Annotated in this window: 14 protein-coding genes and 2 tRNA genes; 11 read left to right on the top strand and 5 right to left on the bottom strand. The window is 33.2% G+C overall.

Annotation, left to right across the window (positions count from 1 at the left end; translation table 11 throughout):
* The first annotated feature begins 52 nt into the window (after nt 1-52).
* Nucleotides 53-1,144, top strand: a complete 1,092-nt coding sequence (locus GXM16_RS08145; RefSeq protein WP_163393901.1) for a DUF6630 family protein — start codon at nt 53-55, stop codon at nt 1,142-1,144.
* A gap of 493 nt (nt 1,145-1,637) precedes the next feature.
* Nucleotides 1,638-2,447, top strand: a complete 810-nt coding sequence (locus GXM16_RS08140; RefSeq protein ID WP_163393900.1) for a polysaccharide lyase family 7 protein — start codon at nt 1,638-1,640, stop codon at nt 2,445-2,447.
* Between the two features lie 87 nt (nt 2,448-2,534).
* Here GXM16_RS08140 and msrA read toward each other — a convergent pair whose 3' ends face one another.
* Together msrA and msrB are read right to left on the bottom strand one after the other, a co-directional pair.
* Nucleotides 2,535-3,155, bottom strand: coding sequence for a peptide-methionine (S)-S-oxide reductase MsrA (msrA, locus tag GXM16_RS08135; protein ID WP_163393899.1), 621 nt, complete (start codon nt 3,153-3,155; stop codon nt 2,535-2,537).
* Between the two features lie 8 nt (nt 3,156-3,163).
* Complete coding sequence (msrB, locus tag GXM16_RS08130) at nt 3,164-3,721, bottom strand: peptide-methionine (R)-S-oxide reductase MsrB (protein WP_163393898.1); 558 nt, start codon at nt 3,719-3,721, stop codon at nt 3,164-3,166.
* Between the two features lie 294 nt (nt 3,722-4,015).
* Between msrB and idi the strand changes: the two genes are divergently transcribed.
* The 7 genes from idi (at nt 4,016) to GXM16_RS08095 (ending at nt 7,114) form a co-directional block, all read left to right on the top strand.
* Nucleotides 4,016-4,549, top strand: coding sequence for an isopentenyl-diphosphate Delta-isomerase (idi, locus tag GXM16_RS08125; RefSeq protein WP_163393897.1), 534 nt, complete (start codon nt 4,016-4,018; stop codon nt 4,547-4,549).
* Nucleotides 4,550-4,556: 7 nt separating this feature from the next.
* Nucleotides 4,557-4,967 (top strand): 6-carboxytetrahydropterin synthase, encoded by a 411-nt coding sequence (locus tag GXM16_RS08120; protein WP_163393896.1) that lies wholly within the window; start codon nt 4,557-4,559, stop codon nt 4,965-4,967.
* A gap of 3 nt (nt 4,968-4,970) precedes the next feature.
* Entirely contained in the window at nt 4,971-5,429 is a 459-nt protein-coding gene (locus GXM16_RS08115; protein ID WP_163393895.1) for a peroxiredoxin, read from the top strand.
* Nucleotides 5,430-5,489: 60 nt separating this feature from the next.
* A complete protein-coding gene (locus GXM16_RS08110) occupies nt 5,490-6,458 on the top strand; it encodes a type I phosphomannose isomerase catalytic subunit (protein WP_163393894.1) in 969 nt (322 codons plus the stop codon).
* A gap of 57 nt (nt 6,459-6,515) precedes the next feature.
* Nucleotides 6,516-6,782 (top strand): hypothetical protein, encoded by a 267-nt coding sequence (locus tag GXM16_RS08105; RefSeq protein WP_163393893.1) that lies wholly within the window; start codon nt 6,516-6,518, stop codon nt 6,780-6,782.
* A gap of 76 nt (nt 6,783-6,858) precedes the next feature.
* A tRNA-Thr gene (locus tag GXM16_RS08100) sits at nt 6,859-6,932 on the top strand.
* 108 nt (nt 6,933-7,040) lie between these two features.
* Nucleotides 7,041-7,114: transfer RNA gene (locus tag GXM16_RS08095), tRNA-Thr, on the top strand.
* A gap of 119 nt (nt 7,115-7,233) precedes the next feature.
* Here the strand turns inward: GXM16_RS08095 and polA are convergent.
* Nucleotides 7,234-10,074 (bottom strand): DNA polymerase I, encoded by a 2,841-nt coding sequence (gene polA, locus GXM16_RS08090; protein WP_163393892.1) that lies wholly within the window; start codon nt 10,072-10,074, stop codon nt 7,234-7,236.
* Nucleotides 10,075-10,273: 199 nt separating this feature from the next.
* Between polA and GXM16_RS08085 the strand changes: the two genes are divergently transcribed.
* Together GXM16_RS08085 and GXM16_RS08080 are read left to right on the top strand one after the other, a co-directional pair.
* Nucleotides 10,274-11,509: a metallophosphoesterase gene (locus tag GXM16_RS08085; RefSeq protein ID WP_163393891.1), complete on the top strand. Its 1,236-nt coding sequence runs from the start codon at nt 10,274-10,276 to the stop codon at nt 11,507-11,509.
* Nucleotides 11,510-11,581: 72 nt separating this feature from the next.
* On the top strand, nt 11,582-11,884 hold the full coding sequence (locus tag GXM16_RS08080) for a thioredoxin family protein (protein WP_110347818.1): 303 nt from the start codon (nt 11,582-11,584) through the stop codon (nt 11,882-11,884).
* A gap of 24 nt (nt 11,885-11,908) precedes the next feature.
* Here the strand turns inward: GXM16_RS08080 and GXM16_RS08075 are convergent, their stop codons facing one another.
* Nucleotides 11,909-12,544 carry a polysaccharide deacetylase family protein gene (locus tag GXM16_RS08075; protein ID WP_163393890.1) on the bottom strand — a complete coding sequence of 212 codons (636 nt, stop codon included), beginning with the start codon at nt 12,542-12,544 and terminating at the stop codon, nt 11,909-11,911.
* Between the two features lie 93 nt (nt 12,545-12,637).
* Nucleotides 12,638-15,916 (bottom strand): glycosyltransferase family 117 protein, encoded by a 3,279-nt coding sequence (locus tag GXM16_RS08070; RefSeq protein ID WP_163393889.1) that lies wholly within the window; start codon nt 15,914-15,916, stop codon nt 12,638-12,640.
* Nucleotides 15,917-15,947 lie beyond the last annotated feature (31 nt).

The raw sequence follows: 15,947 nt of genomic DNA, 5'->3' as shown, positions 1-15,947 counted from the left end.
ATTAAAAAATTGTAATATATATATTGTACTAGTTTTAATAATTATGCGCCACATGAAAAACTTTTTTTCCGGTTTATTTAGCAGGAACAACGATCCAAAATCAATCATTTCTTTTGATATTATTGATCAGATATATTCTTACTTATATAATGAAGGAGGAAATTTAGAACTTAAAGTAAAAGGAATTAAGGAACACGTTTCGGTTAATTTGTTTTATTTTCCGGGTTCATTAGATCATGAAGAGAGCAGGTCTGAAATTGAGAAAGCCGGATTTAGTAGTTCCTATGAAGTTTTAAATGAACTTTATAAAAAAATGAATATTGGGACTCTTTCTCAGGAAATGATTGATCAAGGATTTGAATATGATTTTATACATTTTCAGTTTTATTCTGAGCCTACTTCTGATGAGAAAAAGATGTTTAATCGTACTATAAAAAATTTTATTATCTTTTTTTGCTGTACAGATAGTATAGAAACAAACGATTTTAAAATTTTATATTCAGGTACCCATTTCTTTGATTATATAAAAGGTTTATTGGATAGTGAACTTTTGGATTTTAATAATCCTAAAAATGAAAGTCAGGCAATAGGGGTTAAGGACTTTAAACTCGTTTTGCAGGGTATATGTCAATATTTAAACATTCAAATTCCAGATAATATAGTACTTCCTTCTTCAGAAAACCTGATAACAGCCGAAGAAGTTACTTTACAGACTTTTGAGGAGTTTGTAAATTTGGTTTCCAGGGCTAATATAGAAGAAAAGGAGCTTAAAAAACAATCCAAACTGCTTTTTAAAAACTTTAATGAGGATGTGACGCAATATCATAGTATAGTTGACGGGCATTTTGATTTTTTTGAAAGTATAAATTGCTGGAACAGTGACTGGAAATTTGACCCGGAAGATGCAGAATATTTCATTTCCGAAATGATTGGAGAAAATTTAAATTTTGAATATCCTCAAGAAACGTATAGTCATAATTTGTTTCCTTATATCCAGTCGGCATTAGAGAAATTAAATCTTGAATTAATGACTTACGACACATATGGTGATAATTATTTGTTTTTTGTCGTAAACAAAATTGATGTTGTAAGGATTTTAGAATTATCAGAAATAATTAAGATAAAAATTGATAAGTTGGATTAGGTAAATAAGTAATATTTATTTTTAATGCCGGCAAATTCTATTTCTATGCATTATTTAGTTTTATTTTGCTTTTTTTTATTTTTTTTGCAGTAGCTAAACAAAAAAATAAATATTTTTTTGTATGTAATTACTTTGTAATTCAATATTTTACAGAAAAATTGGTTAAATTTTCAAAATTCAACTTTTTTAAATATTCAACGATTTGTTGTTTATGCTGTTTTTTTCTCACTTAAAAACAGCATATTTTGATTTTTAATTATAGATTGTTATTTTTTAGCTTAATTTTTTAAGGAATAGGAAAAATATTTTAAAAAAATATAATGAAATTAAAAAAAAAATATAATTTTATGCAATCGATTACAAGGTAAAATTTATTTGTATTTTATTATGAACAGAACTAAAATTATAAATGCTTTTTATAATACAGTTTGGATGCAATTTTATCAATAATTCGATTTTTTACAATTATTTTAATCCAAAAACAAGCAAAAAAATGAAAAAAATTAGAACTTATCTTTTATTACTATTAACAAGTACTACTTTTCTAATTCATGCTCAAAAAGCGCCAAAAATAGATTTATTATTATGGAAGCTGACAATTCCTGAAGGTTCTGTTACGACATTTAAAGCGCCAAAAATTTTGGATTATGCCGAAAATAGGGATATTCAAAAATTTATGTTTAATGATTTAACAGACAGATCGCTGGTGTTTTATGTGTATCCATCTATAAAATCTAAAAGATCATTTAATAAAACAGATTTGAAAGAACAAAATTCTTTCGGAGGTGATGCAAGCTGGACTTTTAAGCAAGGAGCTAAATTGAAAGCTTCATTAAAAATGGGAGATATTTATAAGAAGAATGATATGCATCCACGTGTTATATTTGCTCAAATTGGTGGAAGATTAAAGGAAGAACAGGTTAATTTGATAGGGGCGAAAGATAAAACTGCTCCATCTATATTGAAAGTTTTTTGGGATAACGGATATATAAAATTAAGATCAAAAAGGTTGGCTGATCCTTCTATTACCGGAGTTGATGTGCTAAAAGAGGATTCCTGGATTGATGATGATGGTTATACTTTTAAAAACAAGGTAGATTTTGATAAATTTAATTTTCAAATTGAGATTACTGACGGAAAGATGGAAGTTAGTGTGAATGGTGAAAAAAAGGTTTATTCCGGAGGTGATTACAAATTGTGGAATGCATTTGATAACTATTTTACTGTTGGATGTAATCTTCAGGGGGATGAAACAGGAGCGTATGCAAATGTGAAATTTTACTCCTTAGATGTTAGTCACTAAGGATATCTAAATACTTAAAAAAGAAAAGTCTGAATTTATTATTGATTCAGACTTTTCTTTTTTTATAGTAAATTGAATTGTTGGTTTTTAAGGCTTCTTTTTTAGTTTAGTTTTAAAAACTTTTTCAAATTTTTCTATTTTTGGCTGAATGACCATTTTGCAATACGGCTGATTTTTGTTGTTGGCATAATAATTCTGATGATAATCTTCAGCTTTATAAAATTTTGTGACAGGCTCAATTTTTGTAACAATCGGACTATCGTAAACCTTTGCTTTGTTTAATTCAGCAATAATATTTTGAGCTGCTTTTTTCTGATCCACATTTTTATAGAAAATTACAGAACGGTATTGTGTGCCAATATCTGCACCTTGTCTGTTTAAAGTTGTTGGATCATGAACTGTAAAGAAAACTTTGAAAATTTCGTTGATATCGGTTACTGTTTTATCATAAGTAATCTGTACAACTTCAGCATGGCCCGTTGTTCCTGTGCAAACTTCTTCATAAGTTGGATTAACGACTTTTCCTCCTGAAAATCCGGAAACTACAGATTTTACACCTTCTAAATTTTCGTAAACAGCTTCAACACACCAATAACATCCTCCACCCAGTATGATGGTTTCCAGATTTGATGTGTTTTTTGTTTTGCTTCCCTGAGAAAAACTACTAAGAGATAATGATGCAAAGAAGAATAAAATGATATTTTTCATATGTTGAATTATTTTTGAGAATCAGGAATAAAATCAAGTGCAATCGAATTCATGCAATAACGTTTTCCGGTTGGTGCGGGACCATCATCAAATAAGTGACCTAAATGTCCGTCACATCTTCCGCAGAGCGCTTCGATTCTTTCCATTCCAAGTGAATTATCTTTTTTATAAACAACGCTTTTTTTATTGTCTTGTTCAAAAAAACTTGGCCATCCGCAGTTACTTGCAAACTTGGCTCCGGATCTAAAAAGTTTATTTCCACATGAAGCGCAGTAATAAGTTCCTTTTTCATCTGTATTCCAATACTTTCCAGTAAAAGGTCTTTCAGTGTCTGCTTCGCGCATTACTGCATAAACGTCTTCCGGCAGCACTTTTTTCCATTCTGTATCAGTTACATTTAGTTTTGTAGAGTCTGTATTGGAATAATAAGGATTTCCTGGTTTATTTATTTTATTTTCAGTAGTTACAGTTTTTTTGTCTTCTTTTTTTGTTGACTGTCCGCAAGCCTCAAGAATAAAAAGTGGAATTAAAAAGCAAAGGCTGAAAAATTGTGTGGTTGATTTCATTGTTTTGAATGCTTTAATTTTTATTTCAAATGTACAATTCGGTTTTGAAAGGAAATGTTGGGTATTGTACAATTGAGTTTTTTTTAAGTATGTTTTAACTTTCTATTATTTACGCAAAATAAATTGAAGTGGTTTTTAGAATCTTATTTTTAAGGTTTTTATTGAAATTAATATGTTGTATTTTGTTGTTGATGAGTAAATTATAATATTCGTAGCCAGTTAAACTTTTCACAATGTTTTCTGAGATTTTCCAGCCAATTCTTTTTTCGTATTTTTGTTATATCAATACGCACTATGATAGAAGAAAATGTAATATTAGTAAATCAGAATGACGAGCAGATTGGTTTAATGCCAAAATTAGAAGCGCACGAAAAAGCACTTTTACACCGGGCATTTTCAGTTTTTATTTTAAATGATAATAATCAAATAATGCTCCAGCAACGCGCTCATCAAAAGTATCACTCACCGTTACTCTGGACAAATACTTGTTGCAGTCATCAGCGAGAAGGGGAATCAAATGTAGAAGCAGGAAGCAGGAGGTTGTTCGAAGAAATGGGTTTTAAGACAGAATTAAAAGAGTTGTTTCATTTTATATATAAAGCGCCTTTTGATAACGGTTTGACCGAACATGAGCTTGATCACGTAATGATTGGATACTATAATGAGAGTCCGTCAATCAATTTAGAAGAAGTAGAAGACTGGAAATGGATGAAGATTGAAGCTGTAAAAGAAGATATTGAAAAGAAGCCCGAAATTTATACTGTATGGTTTAAAATAATTTTTGATGAATTTTATCATTATTTAGAAGACCATAAATTTAACGACTAACCAACCAATGAGAGTAACCATATCAAGAAAGGCACATTTTAATGCTGCACATCGATTGCATAGGAAAGACTGGACATTTGAAAAAAACAATGCTGTTTTTGGAAAATGTAATAATCCGAACTTTCATGGTCATAATTATGGTTTAACAGTAAGTGTTACAGGAAAAATTGACCCGGAAACTGGTTTTGTTTTAGATGTGAAAGTGTTAGCGGATATTATACTTGAAGAAGTAGAGATTCCGTTCGATCACAAAAACCTGAATCTGGATGTTCCGGAATTTCAGGATTTGAATCCAACTGCAGAAAATATTGCTGTTGTGATATGGAATAAAATTAGAAAAAGAATTCAATCAGATTTTGACTTAGAAGTCGTTTTGAACGAAACAGACCGCAATTTTGTAACTTATAAAGGAGAATAAAGAATGTCGTTAAAAATAGGAGATATAGTTCCGAATTTTACTGCGAAAGATAGCCACGGAGAAGTTTTTGAAAGCCAAAGCGTTTTAGGACGAAAGCCTTTAGTGATTTATTTTTATCCAAAAGATAATACACCCGGATGTACTACCGAGGCTTGTAGCTTTAGGGATCAATACGAAGATTTTAAAGATTTAGGTGCTGAAGTAATTGGAATCAGCAGTGACAGTGTCAAATCACACCATAAATTTGCCAAAAAACACGAATTACCTTTTATTTTATTGTCGGATCAGGATAAGAAACTGAGGAACCTTTTTGGAGTTAAAAATAATTTGTTTGGACTCCTGCCAGGAAGGGTAACGTATGTTATTGACAGAAATGGTGTTGTTATATTGATTTTCGATAGTGTAAATGCTGCCAGTCATATTCCAAAAGCTTTAGGTACAATTAAAGAATTGGTATTGTAAATTGTCAAAAATAATAGTACCTTTTTATTTAATTATAAATATTAGCCTTAAAATTAAAGTATGAAATCTAATTTATATCCCTTACAATTCCAGCCAATTCTAAAAGAAAGAATCTGGGGTGGAGAAAAACTTAAAACTATATTAAATAAAGCAATCACTTCAAAAATTACAGGAGAAAGCTGGGAGCTCTCAACTGTAGAAGGTGATGTTAGTATTGTATCTGATGGAGAACTGAAAGGGAAATCTCTTATGGATCTTATAAATGATATGCCTGACGAAATTCTGGGGACAGCAGTTTACAAACGCTTCGGAAAGCAATTTCCGTTACTTTTTAAGTATTTAGATGCCAGGGAAGACCTTTCAATCCAGGTTCATCCAAATGATAAATTAGCCAAAGAACGTCACAATTCTTTCGGAAAAACCGAAATGTGGTACGTAATGCAGGCTGATCCGGATTCCAGAATTATTGTTGGCTTTAAAGAAGATTCAAGCAAAGAAGAATATTTACAGCATTTAAATGATAAGACTCTGGTTTCAATTCTGGATGATGTTAAAGCAAAATCAGGTGATGTTTTCTTTTTAGAAACAGGAACAGTCCATGCGATAGGAGCAGGGCTGGTTGTGGCCGAAATACAGCAGACTTCAGATATTACTTATCGTTTGTATGATTTTGACCGTAAAGATGCTCAGGGAAATACAAGGGAACTGCATGTTGATTTGGCACTTGATGCAATAAATTATAATAAGGTAGATACACAGAAGAAATACGAAACAAAAACAAATGCATCAAATGTAATCGTTGATTGTCCGTACTTTACAACGAATTTCATTCCGTTAGAAAATGCAATTGAAGTTTCTAAATCCGGAGAAACATTTACGGTTTATATGTGCATTGAAGGAAGTTTTGAGATTGAATATGACGGTTTTAAGCAATCGTATAAAAAAGGAGATACAGTTTTAGTACCGGCTCAGATTAATGCATTTGTTTTGAACGGAAATGCTTCAATTTTAGAAATTTACATTTCTTAACATATATTCTAAAGATAATATGTACTTTTGCAGACGCAAATTAAAATTAAAATTAAAATGGCAAACGTTAAGAATTTAAAGAAAGACATCAATTTCGTATTAGGAGATATTATTGAAGCGGTTTACTTGTTTGAGATGTCTACAACAGGAAATCCAACTCCGGAGACGAATGCTTTAGTTGATGAGGCTATCAATGCTTTTGATACTTTAATAACAAAAGTGAACGCAAAAAATGTTGAAAATAAAAAAGCACATTTCAAACAAATCAATGTTGAATTAGAACAAACTGCTAATCAATTGATTGAAAAAATCAACGCATTGTAAGAAAAAAAAAGTGTAAAAAAGTGCAGATTTATTTTGGCAAAACCAAAAACCGCTTTATATTTGCACCCGTAATGAGGCCGATGTAGCTCAGCTGGCTAGAGCAGCTGATTTGTAATCAGCAGGTCGTGGGTTCGAGTCCCTCTATCGGCTCAACGGAAAACCATCACAGAAATGTGATGGTTTTTTTAATTATAGAGAGAGGTGTGAAATATTTTTTGGAATATTAAAAAACAATTTTATCTTTGCACCCGTAATGAGGCCGATGTAGCTCAGCTGGCTAGAGCAGCTGATTTGTAATCAGCAGGTCGTGGGTTCGAGTCCCTCTATCGGCTCAGCGAAAAACCATCACAGTTTTGTGGTGGTTTTTTTGATTTATATAAAATCTGATTTCAATTGCATAAAAAAGCGTCCTGAAAATTAATCGGGACGCTTTCGGTTTTAAAGATAAATTTTAATGAGCTTCTAACCAGTCTTTGCCCAGTCCTAATTCAACTTCCAAAGGAACGGTCATTTTAAAAGCATTTTCCATTTCGTGTTTAATCATCGGTTGGATTTTTTCGAGCTCATCGTTGTGAACATCAAACACAAGCTCGTCATGTACCTGTAACAGCATTTTAGATTTCCAGTTTTCGTCCTGAAGTTTTTTATGAATGTTGATCATTGCGATTTTAATCACATCAGCAGCACTTCCCTGAATTGGTGCATTTACGGCATTTCTTTCAGCAGCGCTTCTCACTACTGCATTTGCAGAGTTTATGTCTTTTAAGTAACGACGACGGCCTAAAATCGTTTGTACATAGCCGTTTTCGCGGGCAAATTCAACCTGGTCTGAGATGTATGATTTTAATTTCGGATAAGTATTGTAGTAAGCTTCTATCAAAGCTGCACTTTCACTTCGTGACAATGAAGTCTGGTTGCTTAATCCAAAAGCGGAAACACCATATATAATTCCAAAGTTTACAGTTTTTGCATTGCTTCTTTGCTCGCGGGAAACGTCATTTAAAGGCACGTTAAAAACTTTTGCTGCTGTTGCTTTGTGAATATCTTCTCCGTCCTGAAATGCTTTGATCATGTTTTCTTCGCCACTTAAAGCTGCAATGATTCTTAATTCTATTTGAGAATAATCGGCAGAAATCAGTGTGTGATTCTCGTCACGAGCAACAAAAGCTTTACGGATCTGACGTCCTCTTTCGGTACGGATCGGAATGTTTTGAAGATTTGGATTATTAGAACTCAAGCGACCTGTTGCAGCAACTGTCTGCATATAATCTGTATGAACTCGCAGTGTTTTTTTGTCAACTTGTTCAGGTAAAGCCAAAATATAGGTGCTTTGTAATTTTACCATCTGACGCCAGTCGAGGATTTCTTTAACAATTGGATTGTCGTTGGCTAAATAAGTCAAAACTTCTTCGCCGGTAGCATATTGACCTGTTTTGGTTTTCTTTTGTTTAGCGCCTCCGATTTTAAGTTTATCGAATAAAATATCACCTAATTGTTTTGGTGAAGCGAGATTGAATTTTTCGCCTGCAGTTTCGTAAATATTTTGTTCAAGAGTTTTAATTTCAAGATCCATTTCTGCAGACATTAATTTTAAGAACTCAACATCCAGACGAATTCCTTCTGTTTCCATGGCGGCCAAAACACTTACCAATGGGATTTCAATCTCCTCAAATAACTTTTTGGTTTCGGTTTTGTCTAATTCTGTCGTGAAAATTTCTTTCAGTTGTAGGGTTACATCAGCATCTTCTGCAGCATATTCTTTAATGTCTTCAAGTGTAACATCGCGCATTGAAAGTTGACTTTTTCCTTTTTTTCCAATTAAAGTTTCAATTGACTTAGGAGAATATTTCAAATACGTTTCTGCTAAAATATCCATGTTATGACGCATATCCGGATTGATAAGATAATGCGCAATCATAGTGTCAAAAAGTTTTCCTTTTACTGTGATGCCATAATTAGAAAGGATTTTTAAATCGTATTTTAGATTCTGGCCAATTTTTTCGATATTTTCATTCTCAAAAAATGGCTTGAATTTGTCGATTAAAACCTTTGCTTCTTCCTGGTTTTCCGGAAACGGAACATAATATCCTTTTCCCTTTTCATACGAAAACGAAACCCCAACAAGCTCAGCATGCAAAGCGTCTAATCCTGTTGTTTCTGTGTCAAAACAAACAGAAGTCTGCTTTTGTAAATTCTGTAAAAGCAATTTAATTCCTAAATCACCCTGAACAAGCTGATACGAGTGCGGTGTGTTTTCTAAAGTATTATAAAATGAAGTTCTCTCTTCTGTGTTTTCCTCTGTAGTTTGACCGCCAAAAAGATCAAACTGATCTTCATTTTTAGGCTGTGGTTTTTTGTATAATTTGGCCTCGGAAGAATTATTCTCAACTAATTCATTTCCTCCTCCCACTTTGAATAAATTATCGAACTGTTCAGCCATTCTTCTAAACTCCAGTTCCTGAAAAATAGCATCAGTTTTTTCTATATCCGGACGGGAAAGTTCGTAGTCGTCTTCGTTAAAAACAACATCGCAGTCACAGATAATAGTTGCCAGTTTTTTAGATAAAATTCCTTTGTCTTTATTCGCTTCTATGTTTTCTTTCATTTTGCCTTTCAGCAAATGTGTGTTTTCTAAAAGGTTCTCTATGGAGCCAAATTCTTTAAGGAATTTTTTGGCGGTAACTTCGCCAACACCCGGAAGTCCTGGGATATTATCGACAGCGTCACCCATCATTCCAAGAAAATCGATTACCTGTTCCGGTCTTTCTACTTCAAATTTTGCCAGAACTTCAGGAATTCCCCAAATTTCGATTCCATTACCCATTCGGGCCGGTTTGTACATAAAAATATTTTCTGAGACTAATTGTGCAAAATCCTTATCGGGAGTCACCATAAATACTTTGTAGTTTTGTTTTTCAGCTTGTTTGGCGATGGTTCCTATCAGGTCATCAGCTTCGCAGCCTGCAACTTCAATAATTGGAATATGCATGGCTCTTAACAAGTCCTGAATGTATGGAATTGCAATTTTAATGGCTTCTGGAGTAGCGTCACGATTTGCTTTATAGTCAGAAAACATTTCTGTTCTTACATGGCTTCCTTCCTTGTCAAAAGCAACGGCTAAATGATCTGGTTTTTCGCGTTTGATGACATCTAAAAGTGAGTTCATGAACCCCATGATTGCTGATGTATCCATTCCTTTTGAGTTGATTCTCGGGTTTTTAATAAAAGCATAATAACCGCGAAAAATTAAAGCGTAGGCGTCTAAAAGAAAAAGGCGTTTTTGAGTTGACATAAAAAAAATATTAGTCTGTAAAAATAAACAATTGGGTTTTAAAAACTGATTGTTATTTAAAATTATATAAAGCTTCCAGGTTAATTTGATTTTTGAAATTGATTTCCTTGATAAACGGGTTTCTTTTTCTAGTTAAAATTTTGATAATAAAAAGCGTTAAAATTTTCATTATTTGTTACTTTGTTTAAAACTGTAAATAATGATTCTTCGTTTTGTAATTCTGTGTGCTCTTTTCTTGCTTATTGAGTTCTATTCCTATCAGGCCTTTCGTACTCTGATCAAATTGAGATGGGTTTTAATAGCTTATCAGGTTATTAGTATAATGCTTATGGTTTTTATTGTTTATTCATTTACGCAATTTGACCGTTCGGTTGGACAAACCAAATTTACTATGTTTAGTATGGGTTTAATGTTGCTGGTCTATGTTCCTAAAATTGTAATTACGCTTATTTTATTTGGAGAAGATGTTTTCAGGATTGGTGCCAGTATTCTAAATTATTGTATGTACAATGCACCAAGAAAAGAAATGATGCCCGAAAGACGAAAATTTGTGAGTCAATTGGCTTTAGGGTTGGCGGCTGTTCCGTTTTTGTCTTTGATTTATGGAATTTTTGAAGGGAAATACAACTTTAAAGTATTTAAGCAAACCATCTTTTTTCCGGATCTGCCTGATGCTTTTGACGGATTTAAAATAACACAGATTTCGGACGTTCATAGTGGGAGTTTTGACAATTCTGAAAAAATAAATTATGCTATTGATTTAATTAACGATCAGGAATCAGATTTGATTTTGTTTACAGGAGATATTGTCAATACGCATGCTAAAGAAATGCATCCCTGGATAGATGCTTTCAGTCGAATAAAGAATTACAAATACGGAAAGTTTTCTATTTTAGGAAATCATGATTATGGTGAATATGTAGCTTGGCCTTCAGAAAAACAAAAAGATGAAAATTTTCAGGCAATTAAAAATCTTTACGGGCAGATTGGATTTAAATTAATGTTAAACGAACATGCTTATATTTATAAAGGCAATGATAAAATTGCTTTGATAGGGGTTGAGAACTGGGGAGTGAATTTTAAAAAGGCGGGAGATCTGAATAAAGCATCTCAGCATGTTGATGAGAATGATTTTAAAATCGTAATGAGTCACGATCCTAGTCATTGGGATGCAGAGATAAAAGAGCATCCTAAAAACTTTCATCTAACATTGTCAGGACATACTCATGGAATGCAATTTGGGATTGAAATCCCGGGATATTTTAAATGGAGTCTGGCACAATATATTTACAAGCAGTGGGCGGGGCTTTATGAGAACTTAGGAAGATATGTTTATGTAAACAGAGGCTTTGGTTTTCATGCTTATCCTGGACGTGTGGGTATCATGCCGGAAATCACAGTAATTGAACTAAAAAAGGGTAACAATGTGGCTTAATTCGGTAAAAATGCTACATTTGTATAATGTAATCTCTTTTTAGCAGATTTAAAAATTTAAATTTTTGGTTTTATGTCAAAATTTGGAGAACTAATAAATGCTCAGGTACCTGTGCTAATTGATTTTTACACAGACTGGAATGAATCGTCAGTTTCAATGCATCCTGTTATTAAGGACGTTGCGGCTGCACTTGGTGATAAAGCTAAGGTAATTAAAATTGATGTTGATAAAAATCAGGAATTAGCAGAAGCTTTACGGATTAAAGGGCTTCCAACGCTGATGATCTATAAAGAAGGGCAAATGATCTGGAGACAATCTGGTGAGTTGGATGCTAATACTATCATTGGGATTGTTCAGGAACAATTTGGGGTATAATAATTTTTTCTTATTTGCTATTATTTATCGGATAACATCAAAATCATATCCGTTTTCTTTTAAAAAATGTAAAGTTTTAGGAAGTGCAAATTTTAAATTTTGCGATGCCTTTATACTGTCATGAAATACGATTACACTTCCGGATGTTACATTTTTGATAACATTTTCAAGGCATTTTTGAGGAGTAATACTCTGGTCAAAATCTGCGCTTAAAACATCCCACATTACGATTTTATATCCTAGTTTTCTTAGGATTTTGGATTGAGCTTTCTTTATCTTCCCATAAGGAGGACGAAATATCAGGTTGCAGTTTTTTTCTTCTTCTAAAACGGCAGCACAATTTTGTACGTTTTCAATGTAATCATTAGTATGGCTCTTCCAACCATTAACATGATTCATAGTGTGATTTCCTATAGAGTGGCCTTCGGTTATTAATTTTTCAAATAAGTCTAAGTTAGCTTTGATATTTTTTCCGATACAAAAGAAAGTTGCCTTTGCGTCAAATTTCTTCAATTCGGTTAGCACCCAGTCCGTAATTTCTGGAGTTGGCCCATCATCAAAAGTGAGGTATATTTTCTTCTCTTTGTTTGGAATATCCCAACAATACTTAGAAAATATCCTTTTGATAAATGAATTCGTTTTGACCCAGTAAAAACTCATTTTGGAAACATTTTAGAGATATGTAAAATTAAAAAATGCAGTGCTATTTTACTAACAGCACTGCATTTTTTTAATCAGTATATTTTTTGTATATTATTCTTTCTCACGGCCAAAGCGCTCGAACACGTTTACATAGGTGTTAAAAGTTGTTTTGTGAGTGTTGTAAAAAGCCGTGTCTTTATTGGCTTTCATGACCTGAAGCAGGCTTCTGTAGCGTTCAATATCTGTTATGATATCAATTGCTAAGTCAGATTGATCTGCACCGCTTAAAGTGGCATAGTAATTAAGATTTTCTTTGTATTTCTGAACAAGTTTATTTAGTAAATCCTGAGCTTTTTCTTTTTCGCCCACTTTGTAATAACCGCCTGCAAAAGGTTCAACTAAAGAATAATATCCATATTGATCTAACGGCATTTTTGTCATCGCCAGATTAATAATGTTTTTGGCTTTATCTATTTTGCCTTCAGCGAGAAGCTGATTCATTAACCGGGAAAGATTCGTACGGTACGTGATACTGTTTCTTCTGGTTTCAGGGTCGTGATATATATTACCGTTACTGTTTCCCCAATCCCATTTTGTTACAATATTGTACATTTTATCAGCGTCAATTTGGCCCATGTCCATTGGCCCACCGTCTTTTGAAGGAGTGTTTTTAATTGGAACTAATTTGTAAACCATTCCGTCTAATTGAAGGTAGTCTTTTAACCATAAATAATCTTCATCGTCAAACGCGCCGCCGCTAAAATAAATTGGTCTTTTCCAGTTGTTGTTAGCTAAAAGATCTAACATCATCAGGCGGTTTTTATAAATAGCACTTCCTTTTATATCGATGTCCATATACGATACAATAGAATCGTTGTATTTAGCATTGACTACCTTGTTTTTGATGATTGTATTTTTATCAACAGAAATTCTGATTTTATTAGTTGGGAAAAAATGAATAGTTTGACCGTTTTGTAAGCCAACAGTTGATTTTGGGTGTTTTATGAAAGTGATAAAATCCTTAATATCCCAACGGGTTTCTACTTTTGGAATGTGAGCCACATAATCTAATTTATCACCAACATATTCTTCGTGTTTAAATGAGATTGGCAAAGGTTCAGATTCATACGATTTGGCTTTCATCTGATCAATATACCAGTCGGTCATGAAAAGGCTCGTATTTACGATCTTTACATCAGTACGAATACCTTCAATTTCTTGTGCGTACCATAATGGAAAAGTGTCATTGTCTCCAATTGTAAATAAAATAGCATCTTTGTCACATGATGTCAGATATGCTTTTGCCATTGCAACAGCGGTATATTTGCCTGATCTGTCGTGATCATCCCAGTTTTGAGAAGCCATTAAAACAGGAGCGGCCAATAAACTTCCGGCAATAATAACAGGTCCTGCAATTTTCGGTGCTACATATTTCTGAATAGTTTCGTATAAAGAATAAACCCCAAAGCCTATCCAGATTGCAAAAACATAAAAAGAACCAACAAGAGCATAATCTCTTTCACGAGGTTCAAAAGGTCTTTCGTTCAGGTAAATTTTAAGTGCAATTCCTGTGAATAAGAATAATACTAAAAGAACATAAAAGCTTTTAAGGTCTTTGTTGGCATGATACATAAGTCCGATAAGTCCTAAAATGAACGGTAAGAAATAATAAACATTTCGTCCTTTATTGTTTAAAACGTCTGAAGGTAAATTGTCCTGGGAGCCTAAATGGAGTGAATCTAAAGGTTTAATTCCGCTAATCCAGTTGCCGTCAAGATTGTCGTATTTTCCCTGAACATCGCTTTGGCGCCCTACGAAATTCCACATCAGATATCTCCAGTACATATATCCAAACTGATATTCGAACATAAAACTGAAATTGTCAACGTTTGAAGGCTTTTCGATGATTAAGTAATCGCTGTAACTCCTTAAGAATTTTACATAGCCTTCGTTGTCAATTTGTTTTTGGGCGTAAGCCTGTCTGAATTCCTGAACTGTTTTTTCAACTTCGTTACGCAGTTGTGCAATGGCTTTGTTGTACTCATCTTCAGTTAACTGATTGGCATCGATTCCGTATTTTCCTAAATCCTCTTCATAAGGATAATTAGGGTTTATTTTGAACTGCGGTGGATTTGTGAAATTGATATAATTTTGAATATGCCCGTTTTCGGTACTCCACATTCTAGGCAAAATCGTTTTTTGATTATCATCGCTATTTTGTTCTGCGTTTTTATAATTGTTGGTAATAATATATTTACCGGTTTTATAGTCTCTTTCGTAGTTCGGTTTTTTATCCAGATAAGGAGTTTTTTCATCCAGTCCGGCAAAAACTTCGGTGTATTGTGGTCCGTAAAACAATGGATTTACGCCGTATTGTTCACGGTTGTAGTATGCTAAAACTTCTGTGGCATCAGATGGTTTGTTTTCGTTTATTACTGTGTTTGCGTTGGCACGTACAGGCAACATCATCCATGTAGAAAATCCAATCAGGATAAACAGAATGCATAAAATAATGGTGTTATAGAAAACGAATCCTTTTTGTTTGGTGTATTTTAGTCCAAAATAAAAGAAAGCGATAAAAAGTAAAGCAACAAAAATGGTTCCTGAGTTAAAAGGTAATCCCATGCTGTTTACCATAAATACTTCAGTTTTGCCAAAGAATGCCATCGTCAAAGGAAGAAGTAACTTAAAAATAAACAATAAAATTGCAATCACTACAATATTGCCGATGATGAAGTTTTTTATGGTAACTTTTTCATAATGCTTGAAGAAGTATAAAAAGCCAATAGCCGGAATGGTTAATAATGCCATAAAGTGAACTCCAAACGATAGACCAATAACCAGGGAAATAATGAGTAGCCATTTGTTTCCCTTTGGTTTGTCCATATCTTGCTCCCAGCGTAATCCAAGCCAAAAAAGCAATGCAATTAATAATGACGCCATTGCATAAACTTCAGCTTCGACGGCATTAAACCAAAAGCTGTCTGAAAAGGTATAGGCTAAAGCTCCAACAAAAGAACTGCCTAAGATTGCAATTGAATTATTTTGATCGATTTCAGTAAAACGAGCTATGATTTTTTTCAAAATCATAGATGATGACCAAAACATAAATAAAATAGTAAAAGCACTTGAAAAAACAGACATCATGTTAACCATTAAAGCGACATGCTGATTGTCGATTGCAAACATGGCAAAAAAGGCTCCCATCATTTGAAATAAAGGCGCTCCGGGTGGGTGGCCAACTTCAAGTTTGGCAGCTGTAGCGATATATTCGCCACAATCCCAGAAGCTCATGGTAGGTTCAACAGTTAGTGTATAAGTAATTAAAGCGATTGCAAATGCAAACCAACCAATAATTGTATTCCATTTATTGAAATTGAATTGTGCCATATTTGGGTATTAAAATTTTGTATGTTTTCTA

Origin of the sequence: Flavobacterium limi, from assembly GCF_010645075.1 — a bacterium.
Classification (GTDB): domain Bacteria; phylum Bacteroidota; class Bacteroidia; order Flavobacteriales; family Flavobacteriaceae; genus Flavobacterium; species Flavobacterium limi.
Note: the sequence above shows the minus strand (reverse complement) of the source record. Positions and strands in the feature narration are given on the sequence as shown.

Coding starts and splice junctions, on each gene's coding strand:
- GXM16_RS08120 (WP_163393896.1), top strand. CDS start 4,557: ATGAGAGTAACCATATCAAGAAAGGCACATTTTAATGCTGCACATCGA.
- polA (WP_163393892.1), bottom strand. CDS start 10,074: ATGTCAACTCAAAAACGCCTTTTTCTTTTAGACGCCTACGCTTTAATT.
- GXM16_RS08085 (WP_163393891.1), top strand. CDS start 10,274: ATGATTCTTCGTTTTGTAATTCTGTGTGCTCTTTTCTTGCTTATTGAG.
- msrB (WP_163393898.1), bottom strand. CDS start 3,721: ATGAAATCAACCACACAATTTTTCAGCCTTTGCTTTTTAATTCCACTT.
- GXM16_RS08115 (WP_163393895.1), top strand. CDS start 4,971: ATGTCGTTAAAAATAGGAGATATAGTTCCGAATTTTACTGCGAAAGAT.
- GXM16_RS08145 (WP_163393901.1), top strand. CDS start 53: ATGAAAAACTTTTTTTCCGGTTTATTTAGCAGGAACAACGATCCAAAA.
- GXM16_RS08105 (WP_163393893.1), top strand. CDS start 6,516: ATGGCAAACGTTAAGAATTTAAAGAAAGACATCAATTTCGTATTAGGA.
- GXM16_RS08075 (WP_163393890.1), bottom strand. CDS start 12,544: ATGAGTTTTTACTGGGTCAAAACGAATTCATTTATCAAAAGGATATTT.
- GXM16_RS08140 (WP_163393900.1), top strand. CDS start 1,638: ATGAAAAAAATTAGAACTTATCTTTTATTACTATTAACAAGTACTACT.
- GXM16_RS08080 (WP_110347818.1), top strand. CDS start 11,582: ATGTCAAAATTTGGAGAACTAATAAATGCTCAGGTACCTGTGCTAATT.
- msrA (WP_163393899.1), bottom strand. CDS start 3,155: ATGAAAAATATCATTTTATTCTTCTTTGCATCATTATCTCTTAGTAGT.
- idi (WP_163393897.1), top strand. CDS start 4,016: ATGATAGAAGAAAATGTAATATTAGTAAATCAGAATGACGAGCAGATT.
- GXM16_RS08070 (WP_163393889.1), bottom strand. CDS start 15,916: ATGGCACAATTCAATTTCAATAAATGGAATACAATTATTGGTTGGTTT.
- GXM16_RS08110 (WP_163393894.1), top strand. CDS start 5,490: ATGAAATCTAATTTATATCCCTTACAATTCCAGCCAATTCTAAAAGAA.